The organism is Streptomyces sp. NPDC104381 (assembly GCF_055583745.1).
Genome location: NZ_JBVJNK010000005.1, coordinates 63,524 through 78,282, shown reverse-complemented (window position 1 = coordinate 78,282; position 14,759 = coordinate 63,524). Strand labels below are relative to the sequence as shown.

Below are 14,759 nucleotides of genomic sequence, written 5' to 3'. Positions count from 1 at the left end.
TCACGTTCGGAGGGCGCCCGGCCGGAACCGGATTCGTCCGAACGCAAACGGAGATCCAAGGCCATGGCGCCGTATTCGCCCCCCTCGTCCCGCGGTATCGCACGTCCCGCCCTGTCGGCGGCCCTGCTCACGCTCTGCGCACTCACCCTGAGCGCCTGCGGAACCGAGGACAAAGCCGACGCGGCCGAGGCGGGGGCCGCGGCGACGAACCAGGTCACGGACGCGACCGGGGCGAAGGTGAAGGTGCCGGCCACCCCCGAACGCGTGGTCGCCCTCAGCGAGATGGACCTCGACGCCTCCCTCGCCCTCGGCGTCGAGCCGGTCGGCCTGACCGCGGGGCGCGGCCAGAAGGGCGCCCCCGCGTACCTGGCGGACCAGGCCGGGAGCATCCCCGTGGTGGGAGCCGTCACCGGCCCGGACATCGAGAAGGTCGTCCGGGCGAAGCCGGATGTGATCCTCGCCGGGCAGCTCGCCGACGAGCAGGTGCTCGCGCAGCTCCGGAAGATCGCGCCCACGGTCGTCACCATCGACGACACCAAGGACTGGAAGAAGGCCCTCCGGCTCACCGGCACGACGCTCGGGAAGTCCGACGAGGCCGAGAAGTTCCTGGCCGACTACGGGACCAGGTCCGCCGCGCTCAGGGCCGACCTCAACGATCAGGCCGGCGCGAGTGTGTCGGTCGCCCGCTACTCGGCCAAGGGCACCGCGGTCATGCAGCAGGGCGTCTTCATCAGCGACGTGCTGAAGGACCTCGGCTTCGAGCGCCCGGGCATCCAGAACGACGAGGGCGAGGGCCACTCGACGCCGCTCAGCGACGAGAACCTCGAAGAGATCGACGGCGACTGGCTGTTCATCGGCTCCCTCGACGCCGGCACCGAGGCCGACCTGCTCGGCGAGCTGGCGAAGAAGCCCGCCTACCAGCAGCTCGGCGCGGTCCACGACAAGCACGCGACCGTCGTCGACGGCACCAAGTGGACCAGCCTGGGCGGCGCGCAGGCAGCCGTCTCGGTGCTCGACGACATCCGGAAGGCGATGGTCAAGTGAGCACCGAGCAGGAACTCACCGGCCGGCTCGCCCTCGTGACGGGCGCGGGACGCGGCATAGGTGAGGCCGTCGTGCACGCCCTCGCCGGCCGTGGCGCCCGCGTCCTCGCCACCGACCTCGGCCCCGAGGGCGTCACCGCCCTGGAGAAGACGTACGAGGGCCGGGTGACCGCCCGCACGCTCGACGTCACGGACGCGGCGGCCGTCGAGGACCTCGTCGAGGAGACGGAACGCACGCTCGGCCCGCTGGACATCGCCGTCAACGTGGCCGGAGTCCTCCGTGTCTCGTCCGTCGCCGACCTGTCGGACGAGGACTGGGCGGCCACGTTCGCCGTCAACACCGGCGGCGTGTTCCACGTGTCGCGATCGGTCTCCGGCCGGATGGCCGAGCGGGGTTCGGGGAGCATCGTCACGGTGGCCTCCAACGCCGCGGGCATCCCCCGCACGGGCATGGCGGCGTACGCGGCCTCCAAGGCGGCGGCCGTGATGTTCACCAAGTGTCTCGGGCTCGAAGTGGCGCCCAGGGGTGTGCGGTGCAACACCGTCTCCCCCGGCTCGACCCTGACCGACATGCAGCGCGGCATGTGGACGGCGGGCGACGAGGAGGCCGCCGCCCGCCGCGTCATCGAGGGGGACCCCTCGACGTACCGCACCGGTATCCCGCTCGGACGGATCGCCGAACCCTCCGACATAGCCGACGCGGTCGCCTTCCTGGTGTCCGACCGCGCCCGGCACATCACCCTGCACGACCTGTACGTCGACGGCGGTGCCACCCTGCGGGCCTGAGCCCGCGCCGCCACGTCATCCTGCCGACGCTCGAGCCCTCCCCTCTGGAGACCACCCATGTCTGCATCTCTGCGCGTCCCCGTCGCTCCGCCCCCGCTCGACTCCCCCGGCGCGGCGACCACTCTGCTGGAGGCCTACCGGCCCGGCACGGACCGCTTCCTCGCGACACCCGCCCACACCCTGCTCGGCTCCGGCACCTCGGCGCTGGTGCCGCACGACGCACGGCCCCTGCCGCTGCGGGTGCGGGAGACCCTGGAGGCGGCCCGGCGCGCGGGCGACCCGTCGCCGGTCGTCGTGGGTTCCGTGCCCTTCGCTCCCGGCGGGGTGGCCTCGCTCGCCGTCCCGGAGACCGTCCGCTGGGCGACCGCCCTGTGCACGGACCCGCTGATCGCGCTGCACGGCCCCGACGCCGGTGACGGCGACGACTGGCGGATACGTGAGGTGCCGGCCGCCCGGGAGTACGCGGCGGCGGTCGGCGCCGCCGTGGAGCGGATGCGCGCCGGTGAGTTCGACAAGGTCGTCCTCGCGCGCACCCTGGAACTGACCTCGGCCCGTGACCTCGACCTGCCCGCCATGCTGAGCCGGCTGGCCCGGCGTGACCCGGGCGGCTACACCTTCGCCGTGCCCAGCGGTCCCGGCCGTACGCTCGTGGGTGCGAGCCCCGAGCTTCTCGTGGCCCGCCGGGGCGGCGGTCTCGTCGCCAACCCGCTGGCCGGTTCGGCGCCGCGCAGCAGCGATCTGGCGGAGGACGTCCGCAGGGCCGCGGCCCTGCTGGACTCGCCGAAGGACCTCCACGAGCACGCGGTCGTCGTGGACGCCATCCGTGAGGCCCTCCTGCCGTTCTGCTCACACCTGGACGTACCCGAACGCCCCACCCTCGTACGGACCGCGGCCATGTGGCACCTCTCCACGACCCTGACCGGGGAGCTGCGCGACCCCTCGTCCACCGCCCTGGACCTGGCGTCGGCGCTGCACCCCACGCCCGCGGTCTGCGGCACGCCGACCGATGTGGCCCGGCAGGTGATCGCGGAATCCGAGCCCTTCGACCGCGGTGCGTACACCGGCATGGTCGGGTGGCAGAACGCGGACGGCGACGGCGACTGGGTGGTGACCATCCGCTGCGCCGAGGCCGAGGGCCGCACCCTGCGGCTGTTCGCCGGCGCGGGCGTGGTCGCGGAGTCCTCACCGGACGCCGAGACGGCGGAGACCGGCGCCAAGTTCCGGACCTTCCTGAGCGCCGTGGGAGCCGCCCTGTGAACGCCTCCCAGGCCACCGACGCGCCCACCTGGCCCGCCGAGTTCGCCGAGCGCTACCGCGCGGCGGGCCACTGGCGCGGCGAGACGTTCGGCGGGATGCTCCGCGAGCGCGCCGAACGGCACCCCGACCGTGTCGCGGTCGTCGACCCCGCCCCCGAACGCCGTGCGTGGACCTACGGCGAGCTGGACGAGCGCGCCTCCCGGCTGGCCGCCGGCTTCACGGCGCGCGGCATCTCCCCGGGCGACCGGGTCGTCGTACAGCTCCCGAACACCGCCGAGTTCATCGAGGTCGTCTTCGCGCTCTTCCGGATCGGGGCGCTGCCCGTCTACGCGCTCCCCGCGCACCGGGAGACGGAGATCGAGTACTTCTGCTCGTTCACCGAGGCCGTCGCCTACGTGGTGCCCGACCGGCACGCCGGTTTCGACCATCTCGCGCTCGCCACGAAGGTCAAGGAGCGTACGCCGACCCTGAAGCACGTCTTCGTCGTCGGTGAGCCGGGCGAGCACACCGCCCTGTCCGAGGTGCCGTGCGCCCCCACGGGGGCCGGGTACGAGCCCGCGCCGCACGATCTGGCGTTCCTCCAGCTGTCGGGCGGCACCACGGGGGTTCCCAAGCTCATCCCGCGTACGCACGACGACTACATCTACTCGCTGCGCGGGTCCAACGAGATCTGCGGCGTCGACGGGGACACCCGCTTCCTCGTCGTGCTCCCCGCCGCGCACAACTTCCCGATGAGTTCCCCCGGCTGGCTCGGGACGCTGTACGCCGGGGGCACCGTGGTGCTGTGCCCCGGCCCCGATCCGGCGACGGCGTTCCCGCTGGTGGAACGCGAACGCGTGACGATGACCGGGATGGTGCCGCCCCTCGCGCTGGTGTGGACGGAGGCGGGGCGGAGCACCGGGCACGATCTGTCGAGCCTGGAGCTGATCCTCGTCGGCGGCGCCAAGTACAGCGAGGCCGCGGCCCGCCGGCTGGAGCCCGCGCTGGGCTGTCGGCTGATGCAGGTCTTCGGCATGGCCGAGGGCCTCGTCAACTACACGCGCCTGGACGACGACCACGAGACGGTGGTCACCACCCAGGGCCTGCCGATCTCCGAGGACGACGAGATCCGTGTCGTCGACGACGCGGACGAGGACGTGCCCGAGGGGGGCTTCGGCCACCTGCTCACCCGTGGTCCGTACACGATCCGGGGCTACTGGCGGGCGCCCGAGCACAACCGGAAGTCGTTCACCGAGGACGGCTTCTACCGCACCGGAGACATCGTGCGCCGCACCCCGACCGGCCATCTGGTCGTCGAGGGCCGTGCCAAGGACCAGATCAACCGGGGCGGTGAGAAGGTCGCCCCGGAGGAGATCGAGAACATCATCCTCGGCCATCCGTCGGTGCACGACGTGTCCGTCGTGGGGGTGGCCGACGCGTATCTGGGGGAACGCTCCCTGGCCTACGTCATCCTCCGCGACGGTGCCGAGCCGCTGAAGCCGGCCGCGATCAAACGCCTCGTGCGTGAGCGTGGTGTCGCCGCGTACAAGGTCCCCGACCTCGTCGAGTTCGTCGAGGCGTTCCCGCAGACCGGAATCGGCAAGGTCAGCAAGAAGGGACTGCGCTCCGACGCGGTCCCCGGCCCGTCCGCCGAACCCGCCCCCCAGCACTGAGATCAGTACCGAGTTCCGCCCCGAGCGGCACCGAAAGGTTCCACCCATGGCTCTTCCCGCCATCGCTTCGTACGCACTGCCGACCGAAGCCGAACTGCCCGCGAACCGCGTGGACTGGACCGTCGACCCCGCGCGGGCCGTGCTCCTGGTCCACGACCTGCAGAACCACTTCCTCGGCGCCTTCCCGCCCGGTGAGCAGCCGCTCACCGGCATGCTCGACAACACGGCCCGGGTCATCGAGGAGTACCGCCGTCTCGGTGTGCCCGTCGTCTACTCGGTGCAGCGCGGTGGCCAGACGGCGGAGGAGCGCGGTCTCCAGCTCGACTTCTGGGGTCCCGGCGCCGCCGACGACCCCGAGGCGCTGGCGATACCCGCCGCCGTCGCGCCGGCGGACGGTGACACCGTCCTGACCAAATGGAAGTACAGCGCGTTCGTACGCACCGAACTCGACGCCCTGCTGCGGGAGTCCGGGCGCGACCAGCTGGTGATCACCGGTGTGTACGCGCACATCGGCGTGCTCATGAGCGCCTGCGACGCGTGGATGCGTGACATCCAGGCCTTCGTGGTCGCCGACGCCGTGGCGGACTTCTCGCGCGAGGACCACGACATGGCCCTGCGCTGGGCCGCGGGCCGCTGCGCGGTCGTCACCTCGACCGACGACCTCCTGAAGGGGGTCTGAACACCGTGACGCTCACCCTTGAACTGATCCGTCACGATGCCGCCGACGCCTCGGGTGTGAAGCCCACGGACATCCCCCTCGACGAGAACCTTCTGGACCAGGGCCCGGACCCGGTCCGCGTCGTGTCGCTGCGGGGACGCCGGCGCCGGGACCACGGTGTCGTGGCGGACTTCGCGGACCTGGCCGGGGAGCCGGCCGTCGATGTCCGGGTGCCGCGGCTGGAGGCCTCATGACCGTCCTGCTCACCGGCTCCGACGGGACCGGCCCGGTACCGGCCGGCGGCGCCCCTGAGTCCTCCGGAACCCCGGCCGCCCCGGAGGTCGTACTGCCGCTGACCGCCGCCCAGTCGGGCATGTGGTTCGCCCAGTCGCTCGATCCGCTCAGCCCGGCGCAGAACACGGCCGAGTGCCTGGAGATCGACGGGCCGGTCGACCCGGAGGTGTTCGCGGCGGCTCTGCGCCGGGTGACCGCCGAGGCCGACGCCCTGCGGGTCTCCGTCGAGGACGCCCCGGACGGGCCGCGTCAGCGCGTCCGCCCCTCGGTCCCGCTGCCCCTCACCACGCACGACCTGCGGGACGCGGCCGACCCCGGCCGGCAGGCCGAGGAGTGGATGCGCGCGGACCTGGCCGAGCCCTTCGACCTGTCGTCGGGGCCCCTGTTCCGGCACGCCCTGTTCCGGGTGGGCGAGGAGCGGTGGCTCTGGTACCAGCGCATCCACCACCTGGTCATGGACGGCTTCGGCTACTCGCTCCTGGTACGCCGGACCGCCGAGGTCTACTCGGCGCTGGCGCGGGGCGAGGAGCCGGGGCCTCGGGCGTTCGGAACCCTGGCCGACCTGGTCGAGGAGGACGCGGCGTACCGGTCCTCCGAGGCGTTCACCGCCGACCGCGCCCACTGGGCCGAGGCGTTCGCGGACCGTCCGGAGGTGCCCCGGCTCGCGGGGCGCGGGGCGCTGCCCTCACGGACGTTCCTCCGCCGCACCACCCATCTGGGCCCCGAGGCCACCGAGGGTCTGCGGGAGCTGGCCGACCGGCTCCGCGCGTCCTGGCCGGACGTCCTGATCGCCGCCCAGGCCCTCTACACCGCGCGGGCGACCGGCCGTCAGGAGGTCGTGCTCGGGCTGCCGATGATGGGCCGCATGGGGTCCGTATCTCTGCGGGTGCCGGGCATGGTGATGAACGTGCTCCCGCTGCGGCTGGACGTCTCCCCCGACGCCACCTTCGCCGAGCTGGTGCGCCAGGTGGTGCTCGGCATCCGCGAGGTCCGCCGCCACCAGCGGTTCCGCTACGAGGACATCCGCCGCGACCTGCGGCTCCTCGGGGAGAACCGCGGGCTGGTCGGCCCCCTGGTCAACGTCATGCCCTTCGACTACGACGTGGACTTCGCCGGAGCGCCGGCGCGTGCCGGCAATCTGTCCGCGGGACCGGTCGACGATCTGACGCTGCACATCTACGACCGCTCCGACGGCCACGGTCTGCGCATCGACCACGACGGCAACCCCGCGCTGTACGGCGACGGGGAGCTGGCCGCCCACCAGGAGCGCTTCGTGCATCTGGTGGAGCGGCTGAGCCGGGCCGACCCGCATGTCCCGACGGCGGCGCACGGTATCGCCACGGAAGCCGAACTGGAGCTGGTCGTCGGTACGTTCAACGACACGGCCCGGGCGCTGCCGCCCACGACGCTGATCGGCCCGATCGAGTCGCGCGCCGCGCGCACCCCTGACGCGACGGCCCTGGTGTCCGGCGACACCTCGCTCACGTACGAGGAGCTGAACACCCGCGCCAACCGGCTGGCCCGGCATCTGCGGACGCTCGGCGCCCGGCCCGGGGCGGTGGTGGCGGTGTCGGTGCCGCGCTCGGTGGAGCTCGTGGTGTCCCTGCTCGCCGTGCTGAAGGCGGGGGCCGCGTATCTTCCGCTGGACCCGGACTATCCGGAGCAGCGGCTCACGTACATGCTCCGGGACGCGGCACCGGTGTGCGCCGTGACCGACCGGGCGGGACGGCTCCCCGAGGACGCCGGCACCCCGCTGGTCGTCCTGGACGGCCTCGACGTCTCGGAGTACCTCTGGGTGAACCCGTCGCGGCCCCTCACCCCGGCCCATCCGGCGTACGTCGTCTACACCTCGGGCTCGACGGGCCGCCCCAAGGCCGTCGTCGTCCCGCACGCGGCGATCGACAACCGGCTGCGCTGGATGCAGGGTGCGTACGGGCTGACGGCGGACGACCGGGTGCTCCAGAAGACACCGTCGTCGTTCGACGTGTCGGTGTGGGAGTTCTTCTGGCCGCTGCGCCAGGGTGCGGCGCTGGTGCTCGCCGAGCCGGGCGGTCACAGGGACCCGGCCTACCTGGCCCGGCTGATCCGCGAACAGGCCGTCACCACCTGCCACTTCGTGCCGTCGATGCTCCAGGTCTTCCTCGCGGAGGCGGACACCGAGGCGTGCGGCAGCCTCAGAAGGGTCTTCTGCAGCGGTGAGACCCTGCCGCGCGGGACCGCCGACGCGTTCGGCCGCGAGTTGCCCGGCGTGGAGCTGCACAATCTGTACGGCCCCACCGAGGCGGCCGTCGACGTCACCTTCCACGCGTGCGCGGCGGACGGCACCGGCCCGGTGCCGATCGGCCGGCCCGTCTGGAACACCCGTCTGTACGTGCTCGACGCGGCGTTGCAGCCCTGCCCGCCGGGGATCCCCGGGGAGCTCTATCTGGCCGGGCGGCAGCTCGCCGACGGGTATCTCGGCCGCCCCGAGCTGACCGCGTCCCGCTTCGTCCCCGATCCCCTCGGCCGTCCCGCGGAACACATGTACCGCACGGGCGACCTGGCGCTCTGGACGGAGCAGGGCGAGGTCGTCCATCTGGGCCGTACGGACGACCAGGTCAAGCTGCGCGGGCACCGCGTCGAACTCGGGGAGATCGAGACGGCGTTGACCGCCCGGTCCGGGGTGGACGCCGCCTGCGCTCTCGTACGGGAGGACCGTCCCGGCGATCAGCGGCTGGTCGGCTACATCACCGGGGGCGCCGATCCGCTGGCCGTTCGCGCCTCGCTGGCGCGGGAGCTGCCGGAGCACATGGTCCCGGCGGCGGTGGTGGCGCTGGACGCCTTCCCGCTGAGCCCCAACGGCAAGCTGGACCGGCGCGCCCTGCCCGCCCCGGTGTTCGGCGGCGGCGCGGACGCGCGGCGTCCCTCGGACGCGCGGGAGGAGGCCCTGACCCGGCTCTTCGCTCAGGTGCTGGACGTCGAAAGGGTGGGCCCGGACGACGCGTTCTTCGACCTGGGCGGTACGTCGCTGCTGGCGGTGCGGCTCGTGGCGCGCGTACGGGAGGAGTTCGGCGCCGGGCTGACGATCGGCTCGCTGTTCGAGTCCCCGACACCGGCGGCGCTCGCCGCACGGCTCGGTTCCACGGGGCCGGCGTCCGAGGACGCGCTGGACGTGGTCCTGCGGCTGCGCGGCGGGGACGGGCGTCCACCGCTGTTCGCCATCCACCCGGCCGGCGGGGTCGCGTGGTGCTACGCCGGACTGTCGGCCCGCCTCGGCCCGGAGCAGCCGGTGTACGGCATCCAGGCCCGCGGGCTGGCCGGGGACGAGCCGCTGCCGCGCACCTTGCAGGAGGAGGCGACCGACTACGTCCGGCACATCCGGGCGATCCAGGAGCACGGCCCCTACCGGCTGCTGGGCTGGTCCGTGGGCGGGGTGCTGGCGCACACCGTGGCCGTGCTGCTCCAGGAGGCCGGCGAGGAGGTCGAACTGCTGGCGCTGCTCGACGCGTTCCCGGCCGAGCAGTGGCGGGAGCGCGCGGCCCCGGAGGAGGGCGACGCGCTCACCGCCGTACTGCGGATGGCCGGCTTCGAGCGCACCCACGAGCAGGACCGTGAGGACGTGCTCGCGACGCTGCGCCGTGCGGGCAGCCCGCTGGCCGGGCTGAGCGACCGGGCGCTGTCGAAGATCGTCGACATCGTGCCGAACCACGCCCGGATGATGCGCGAGCACCGGCACCGGCGGTACGACGGCGACCTGCTGTTCTTCACGGCCGCCGCCCCGCGCGCGGAGGACTGGCTCACCCGTGAGGCGTGGCGGGCGCACGTGTCGGGGTCCATCGACAACCACGACCTCGACTGCACCCACCCGCAGTTGATGCGGGACCGCCCTCTCGACGACATCGCGGCCGTCCTGGCGGCCCGCCTGAAGGAGCTGGACGCATGAGTACGAGCAGCGGACCGTTCGACCCGGGCGCGGAGGGCCGCGCCACGCATCTGGTGCTGGAGAACACCACCGGCCGGCTGTCCCTGTGGCCGGTCTGGCGGGAGGTGCCGGCGGGCTGGTCCGTGCGGTTCGGCCCGGCACCGCACGCGGCGTGCACGGCCACGCTGGAGGCGCCCGCCCGCCGCGCACCGTGACGTACGAGGGCCGCGGTCAGCTCCCGTGGACGGTGAGCCGGTAGCCCTCGGGGCCGGTGAACGAGAACACCGGCCCGAACGGGCTGTCCTGCAACGGCGTGACGTCCTCCGTCCCCGCCGCCACGAGCTGCTCGCGCAGCAGGCCGGCGTCCGTGGTCCGCAGCCAGAGCGCCACACCCAGACCGGGGCGCGCGTCGCCGTCCAGGTCGACACCCGGCAGCGGCTCGCGGACGGCGAACGGGATCGGGCTGGTCGCGAAGACGACGGCGTGGGGCGGCCCGCCGGGGGCCCGGCGCAGCCCGAGTCGCTCCTCGAAGAAGGCGGCGGCGCCGGGCACGTCCTTCACCTGCAGGGCGATGAAGTCGGGGCCTTCGACGGTGGCGGTCATGGTTCCTCCTGGGAGATGTCCGGGAAATGCGGTGCTTCGATGTCAGGACTTTGACATGCATGACCATAGGCACCGGCTCCTCCCTATGTCAAAATGCTGACATGGAAGATCGCGCACCCGTCCCCGCACCCCACCCCGCCCAGGACGTCACCGAGCACGTCGGATACCGCCTCAAACGCGCTTCGGCCGCCCTGCGCAACGCCATGGACAAGGCCCTGCGCGAGCACGGCCTCACCGTCCCGCAGTACTCCTGCCTCGAACTCCTCGACGAACGGCCCGGCCTGTCCAACGCCGATCTGGCCCGCGGCACCTTCGTCACCCGGCAGTCGGCCAATGTCGTCCTGCGCGGCCTCAAGGAGGCCGGCCTCATCACCCGGCCGCTCACGACCGAGCACGGACGCGCCCTGCCCACCCATCTGACCCCGGCCGGGGAACGGCGCCTGCGAGCGGCGCGCGGCGCCGTCTACGCCATCGAGGAACGCATGATCAGGAGCATCCCCGAGGGGCGGCTGGCGGCCCTCCTGGCCGACCTCGACACGATGACCGACGCCCTCGACGAGTGACTCGGACCTGGGACAGCCGCGCGGGCCCTACGGGAGTCATCGGGGAGCGGCGGGGCCCAGCAGGTCCACGAGGCCGTCGGCCAGCTCGGTGCGCCACCACAGGTAGTCGTGGCCGCCGTTGAACTCCCGGTAGGAGGCGTCGTCGTACCCGGCCTCCGCCAGGACCTCACGCAGGCGCCTGGCCGCGGGCAGGGCGACCCACTCCTGCTCACCGAAGGAGAGCCGGAAGCGCACCGGGAGGCGCGGGGTCCGGGCGATCCGGTCGGTGAGCCACTCCGCCTGCGGCCCGTCGGGCCACCAGAAGGAGCCGGACTGCGCGAGGACGTTGCCGAAGCGGCCGGGGGCGGACATCGCCGTGTGGGCGGCGCAGAGACCGCCCAGGCTCTGGCCGGCGACGACCGTACGGGCGGGGTCGGCGGTGACGGGGAGGCGGGCAGCCGCCCAGGGCAGCAGCTCGTCGGCGAGGAAGGCGGCGAACTCCGGACGGCAGGTCAGCTCGGACCATCTGGTGTCCGCGTCCACGGAGTCCGGGAGCAGGGCGACGAGCGGCGGGATGCGGCCGTCGGCGATCAGGTTGTCCAGGAGGTGCGCGAGCCCGAGGTGCGGCTGCCAGTGCTCTCCGTCGAGGAGGACGAGCACGGGCAGCTCCGCCGGCCGTTCGGGGCCGGCGGGCGGTTCGTACAGCCAGACGCGCCGGGTGCCACCCCCCAGTTTCCCGGCCGGCACCTCGTGGGCGGCCACCCGGCCACGGGCGACGCCCGGCCTGGGCCGCCAGTCGCGCCCACCGGGCGCCGCCGGGAGTTGGGCGTACGAGACCGGGGTGCCGTCCCAACGGCGCGGCAGCGCACGGCTGTTGAGCGGATCGTGGCGGCGCCGCGCGCGGAGCCACTGCCAGTAGCGGGCGGTGCCGGGCTCGGGGCCGTCGCCCTCGTCCACGTAGAAGTCGTAGGTGCCGCGCCAGTCGTGGCGCAGGCGCAGGGTCCAGTGCCAGACGTCGGTGCCGGGCACCCGCTCCATCAGGTTGCCCTCGGGCGCGCGCGGGTCGCCGAGTTTGTTGGGGAGCACCTGGACGGCGCGGGTGGCGGGGGTGCCGCGCCAGAGGAACGTCACCGCCCGGTGATCGGCACTCCCCCGCGGGTCGGGCGAGACGAGAGGGGTGCCGCTCGTGCGTACGGCCGCCCAGAAATCCCCGGTCTCCCCCGGCTCCGGAAACGCGAATCCCGGGTCCGCGATCCGTGGCACCTCGTCCGGGCGCACGGTTCGCGGGGGCCGTCGCGGGGAGTCCTGCGGCGGCACTGACGTGATCACGAGGGGGACTCCGAATACTGAGGAACGGCGACGCGGGGACCTACCCTCATGGCCCCATAGCGGCGCGAGGGTGCTGAGGTTAGGCTAACCTAATTTTGGTCCGCAGTGGTTCCCGGTGACCCGGCAGCGGGACGGGCAGGTCTCCGGCCCCTCGCGCCCCGGTCAGCGCACTCCGCGGGTGCGGTACTGGACGCTGATCCGCGGCCCCCGGGCGTGCGCGGTCTTGGGGATCGCGTGCTGCCAGGTGCGCTGGCAGGAGCCGCCCATCACGATGAGATCGCCGTGGCCCAGCGGCCTGCGCACCGTCTCGCCGCCACCGCAGGGACGCAGCAGCAGATCACGTGGGGCGCCGAGGGAGAGGATCGCCACCATCGTGTCCTCGCGCGAGCTGCGTCCGGTCAGGTCGCCGTGCCAGGCGACGCTGTCGCGTCCGTCCCGGTAGTAGCAGAGTCCGGCGGTGGTGAAGGGCTCGCCGAGCTCGTCGCCGTAATGGGAGGACAGCGCGTCGCGGGCCTCGTCCAGCACGGGACTCGGCAGCGCGTCCTGCGAGCGGTAGAACGCGAGCAGCCGGGGCACGTCGACGGTCCGGTCGTACATCTGCCGGCGCTCCGCCCGCCACGGCACGTCCCGGGCGAGCTCGGCGAACAGTTCGTCGGCCCCGCTCAGCCAGCCCGGGAGCAGGTCGATCCACGCCCCGTCGCCGAGGACCGTCCTGCGCAGCCCGGCGAGCGGGCCCAGGAGCGGCCGGTCGGCCTGGTCGAAGAGCGAACCCTGGAGAGGAAAGGACATGGCGACAAGTCTACTCCCCCCATTAGAACAAACGTTCCTATCACTGTTGCTTGCTTGTCGGGCAGCGGCGTCGGGGAGCGGCGCCCGCCCCGGTCGCAGCGGCCCGGGATCGGCCATAAGCTGCCGGGGCCGGAGGTTCGACCGCGATACGCCTGACCAGGGCTTCCGCCCCGTCCGGCAGGCGGCTTCGCCGGATCCGCCCGTACGGCCGAGGACGGCGGCCCGTGGAACCCGGAGCACTGACCTGCGCGCGGGTGGGCAGGAGAGCGGCGACGCCGTGAGGCCCCCGCAGGGCCGCGCGGCGGTACGGACGACCTCAAGGGAAAGGAGCGGCCCGATGTCGGAGCAAGCACGTGGTGACGACGTCTACCAGCCGGACGGCTCGGACGTGGACAACCCGCCGACGGACGACCTCGACCCGGAGAACGTGATCGACGAGCCCGACCTCGACGACCAGCTGGACACCGGGTACTCCCCGCCGGAGAAGCCGTTGGGCGTATCCAAGTACGGCACGACCGGCGAGGAGCAGAGGGAGGGCGAATCCCTCGACGGCCGCCTCGCGCAGGAAGTGCCCGAGGAGGACCCGCTCCAGGTCGCGGGCCGGGACGACGGCGAGCCGGAGGACAACGGCCCGGAGGAGGACGACGCCGGGGACGAACGCGCCGGGCGCGTCGCCGCGACCGACGAGGAGCCCGGAGCCGTACGCAACAACCGGGTGCTCGGCCGGGACGTCGGCATCGACGGCGGGGCGGCCTCCGCCGAGGAGGCGGCCGTCCACATCCAGGAGGACGACGGCACCTGAGCGGCGGGGAGCCCCTCCATGAAGGGGACCGGCACGATCGCGGGCCACGACCGGTGGACCGCGCGCAGGAAACAGGAAAGGTGACAACCGATGACCGACAACGGCAAGCAGCGCAAGGTACTGGCCGTCGTCACCAACTACGGCGTGGAGCAGGACGAGCTCGTGGTGCCCGTCGAGCAGCTCCGCGGTGCGGGGGTCCAGGTGGACGTGGCCGCCGTCTCGATGGACGACATCGAGACGCTGGTCGGTGACAAGGACCCGGGCCGGAGCGTCCGTCCCGACCTCACCCTGGACGACGCCGACCCCACGGACTACGACCTGCTGCTCATCCCGGGCGGCACCCTGAACGCCGACACCCTCAGGCTCCAGAGCGCCACGACCGGGATCGTCCGTTCCTTCACGGACTCCGGACGCCCGGTCGCGGCCATCTGCCACGGCCCCTGGGCCGTGGTCGAGGCGGACGTGCTCACGGGCAAGCGTCTGACCTCCTACGCCTCGCTGCGGACCGACATCCGCAACGCGGGGGCCGAGTGGGCCGACGAGCCGGTCGTGACGGACGGCTCCGGTGGCTGGACCCTGATCACCTCACGCGACCCGGGTGACCTGGAGCCGTTCGTGCAGGAGATCCGCACGGCCCTCTCCGCGCGCCCCTGACCACCGCCGCCGCACGCCTCCGGGGGCCGGGCGGCCTGCTGTACCGGAAAACGCCGACCCGGCGGGGGCCCCGCCGATAGGGTTCCGGGCATGGACAGCAGCGCGGTCACGGAACTGGTCGAGAAGTACATAGCGATCTGGAACGAAACGGACGAAGGGGCGCGACGGGCCATGCTCGACGAGGCCTTCACCCCGGACGGCGTCTACGTCGATCCGATGGTGGAGGCCGACGGCGTGGCGGCGATCGACGCGTACATCGCCACCTCCCAGCAGAACTTCCCCGGCATGCTCTTCACCCACGGCGCGGTGCTGACCCACCACGACACCGCCCACTTCCCGTGGGAGCTCGGCACCCCGGGCGAGGCACCGGCGGTGAGCGGATACGACGTCGCGGTCTTCGAGGGCGGCCGGATCCACCGGCTGTACGGCTTCTTCAAGGGGTTCTGAGC

At 73.1% G+C, this 14,759-nt stretch carries 15 protein-coding genes; 12 read left to right on the top strand and 3 right to left on the bottom strand.

What is annotated here, in order from left to right; all coding sequences use genetic code 11:
- The first annotated feature begins 63 nt into the window (after positions 1-63).
- Genes ACZ607_RS18130 through ACZ607_RS18095 form a run of 8 tightly spaced genes read left to right on the top strand, consistent with a single transcriptional unit; the run spans position 64 to position 9,806 of the window.
- Complete coding sequence (locus tag ACZ607_RS18130; RefSeq protein ID WP_469735677.1) at positions 64-1,044, top strand: ABC transporter substrate-binding protein; 981 nt, start codon at positions 64-66, stop codon at positions 1,042-1,044.
- Entirely contained in the window at positions 1,041-1,829 is a 789-nt protein-coding gene (locus tag ACZ607_RS18125; protein ID WP_469735676.1) for a 2,3-dihydro-2,3-dihydroxybenzoate dehydrogenase, read from the top strand. Before ACZ607_RS18130 ends, ACZ607_RS18125 begins: the two co-directional genes overlap by 4 nt.
- A 57-nt stretch (positions 1,830-1,886) precedes the next feature.
- Positions 1,887-3,086: an isochorismate synthase gene (locus tag ACZ607_RS18120; RefSeq protein WP_469735675.1), complete on the top strand. Its 1,200-nt coding sequence runs from the start codon at positions 1,887-1,889 to the stop codon at positions 3,084-3,086.
- Complete coding sequence (locus ACZ607_RS18115) at positions 3,083-4,738, top strand: (2,3-dihydroxybenzoyl)adenylate synthase (protein WP_469735674.1); 1,656 nt, start codon at positions 3,083-3,085, stop codon at positions 4,736-4,738. The genes ACZ607_RS18120 and ACZ607_RS18115 overlap by 4 nt, the downstream gene beginning before the upstream one ends.
- A 46-nt stretch (positions 4,739-4,784) precedes the next feature.
- Positions 4,785-5,417, top strand: a complete 633-nt coding sequence (locus ACZ607_RS18110) for an isochorismatase family protein (protein ID WP_469735673.1) — start codon at positions 4,785-4,787, stop codon at positions 5,415-5,417.
- 5 nt (positions 5,418-5,422) lie between these two features.
- A complete protein-coding gene (locus ACZ607_RS18105) occupies positions 5,423-5,650 on the top strand; it encodes a phosphopantetheine-binding protein (RefSeq protein WP_469735672.1) in 228 nt (75 codons plus the stop codon).
- Positions 5,647-9,612, top strand: coding sequence for an amino acid adenylation domain-containing protein (locus tag ACZ607_RS18100; protein WP_469735671.1), 3,966 nt, complete (start codon positions 5,647-5,649; stop codon positions 9,610-9,612). The genes ACZ607_RS18105 and ACZ607_RS18100 overlap by 4 nt, the downstream gene beginning before the upstream one ends.
- Positions 9,609-9,806 (top strand): MbtH family NRPS accessory protein, encoded by a 198-nt coding sequence (locus ACZ607_RS18095; protein WP_469735670.1) that lies wholly within the window; start codon positions 9,609-9,611, stop codon positions 9,804-9,806. The genes ACZ607_RS18100 and ACZ607_RS18095 overlap by 4 nt, the downstream gene beginning before the upstream one ends.
- Positions 9,807-9,822: 16 nt before the next feature.
- Here the strand turns inward: ACZ607_RS18095 and ACZ607_RS18090 are convergent, their stop codons facing one another.
- Entirely contained in the window at positions 9,823-10,194 is a 372-nt protein-coding gene (locus ACZ607_RS18090) for a VOC family protein (protein ID WP_469735669.1), read from the bottom strand.
- 101 nt (positions 10,195-10,295) lie between these two features.
- Here ACZ607_RS18090 and ACZ607_RS18085 point away from each other — a divergent pair, with 101 nt between their 5' ends.
- Positions 10,296-10,757: a MarR family winged helix-turn-helix transcriptional regulator gene (locus ACZ607_RS18085; protein ID WP_469735668.1), complete on the top strand. Its 462-nt coding sequence runs from the start codon at positions 10,296-10,298 to the stop codon at positions 10,755-10,757.
- Between the two features lie 36 nt (positions 10,758-10,793).
- Here the strand turns inward: ACZ607_RS18085 and fes are convergent, their stop codons facing one another.
- Together fes and ACZ607_RS18075 are read right to left on the bottom strand one after the other, a co-directional pair.
- Complete coding sequence (fes, locus tag ACZ607_RS18080) at positions 10,794-12,065, bottom strand: enterochelin esterase (RefSeq protein ID WP_469735667.1); 1,272 nt, start codon at positions 12,063-12,065, stop codon at positions 10,794-10,796.
- A 162-nt stretch (positions 12,066-12,227) separates the two neighbouring features.
- Positions 12,228-12,854 (bottom strand): alpha-ketoglutarate-dependent dioxygenase AlkB, encoded by a 627-nt coding sequence (locus ACZ607_RS18075; RefSeq protein ID WP_469735666.1) that lies wholly within the window; start codon positions 12,852-12,854, stop codon positions 12,228-12,230.
- A gap of 337 nt (positions 12,855-13,191) precedes the next feature.
- Here ACZ607_RS18075 and ACZ607_RS18070 point away from each other — a divergent pair, with 337 nt between their 5' ends.
- The 3 genes from ACZ607_RS18070 (at position 13,192) to ACZ607_RS18060 (ending at position 14,757) form a co-directional block, all read left to right on the top strand.
- Complete coding sequence (locus ACZ607_RS18070) at positions 13,192-13,656, top strand: DUF5709 domain-containing protein (RefSeq protein WP_469735665.1); 465 nt, start codon at positions 13,192-13,194, stop codon at positions 13,654-13,656.
- A gap of 90 nt (positions 13,657-13,746) precedes the next feature.
- Positions 13,747-14,310: a type 1 glutamine amidotransferase domain-containing protein gene (locus ACZ607_RS18065; RefSeq protein ID WP_469735664.1), complete on the top strand. Its 564-nt coding sequence runs from the start codon at positions 13,747-13,749 to the stop codon at positions 14,308-14,310.
- A gap of 90 nt (positions 14,311-14,400) precedes the next feature.
- A complete protein-coding gene (locus ACZ607_RS18060) occupies positions 14,401-14,757 on the top strand; it encodes a nuclear transport factor 2 family protein (protein WP_469735663.1) in 357 nt (118 codons plus the stop codon).
- The last annotated feature ends 2 nt before the right edge of the window (positions 14,758-14,759 follow it).

Bases quoted from the DNA above. Each gene is read 5' to 3' on its own strand.
- ACZ607_RS18130 (WP_469735677.1), top strand. From the start codon at position 64: ATGGCGCCGTATTCGCCCCCCTCGTCCCGCGGTATCGCACGTCCCGCC.
- ACZ607_RS18060 (WP_469735663.1), top strand. From the start codon at position 14,401: ATGGACAGCAGCGCGGTCACGGAACTGGTCGAGAAGTACATAGCGATC.
- ACZ607_RS18065 (WP_469735664.1), top strand. From the start codon at position 13,747: ATGACCGACAACGGCAAGCAGCGCAAGGTACTGGCCGTCGTCACCAAC.
- ACZ607_RS18090 (WP_469735669.1), bottom strand. From the start codon at position 10,194: ATGACCGCCACCGTCGAAGGCCCCGACTTCATCGCCCTGCAGGTGAAG.
- ACZ607_RS18070 (WP_469735665.1), top strand. From the start codon at position 13,192: ATGTCGGAGCAAGCACGTGGTGACGACGTCTACCAGCCGGACGGCTCG.
- ACZ607_RS18100 (WP_469735671.1), top strand. From the start codon at position 5,647: ATGACCGTCCTGCTCACCGGCTCCGACGGGACCGGCCCGGTACCGGCC.
- ACZ607_RS18095 (WP_469735670.1), top strand. From the start codon at position 9,609: ATGAGTACGAGCAGCGGACCGTTCGACCCGGGCGCGGAGGGCCGCGCC.
- ACZ607_RS18085 (WP_469735668.1), top strand. From the start codon at position 10,296: ATGGAAGATCGCGCACCCGTCCCCGCACCCCACCCCGCCCAGGACGTC.
- ACZ607_RS18075 (WP_469735666.1), bottom strand. From the start codon at position 12,854: ATGTCCTTTCCTCTCCAGGGTTCGCTCTTCGACCAGGCCGACCGGCCG.
- ACZ607_RS18120 (WP_469735675.1), top strand. From the start codon at position 1,887: ATGTCTGCATCTCTGCGCGTCCCCGTCGCTCCGCCCCCGCTCGACTCC.
- ACZ607_RS18110 (WP_469735673.1), top strand. From the start codon at position 4,785: ATGGCTCTTCCCGCCATCGCTTCGTACGCACTGCCGACCGAAGCCGAA.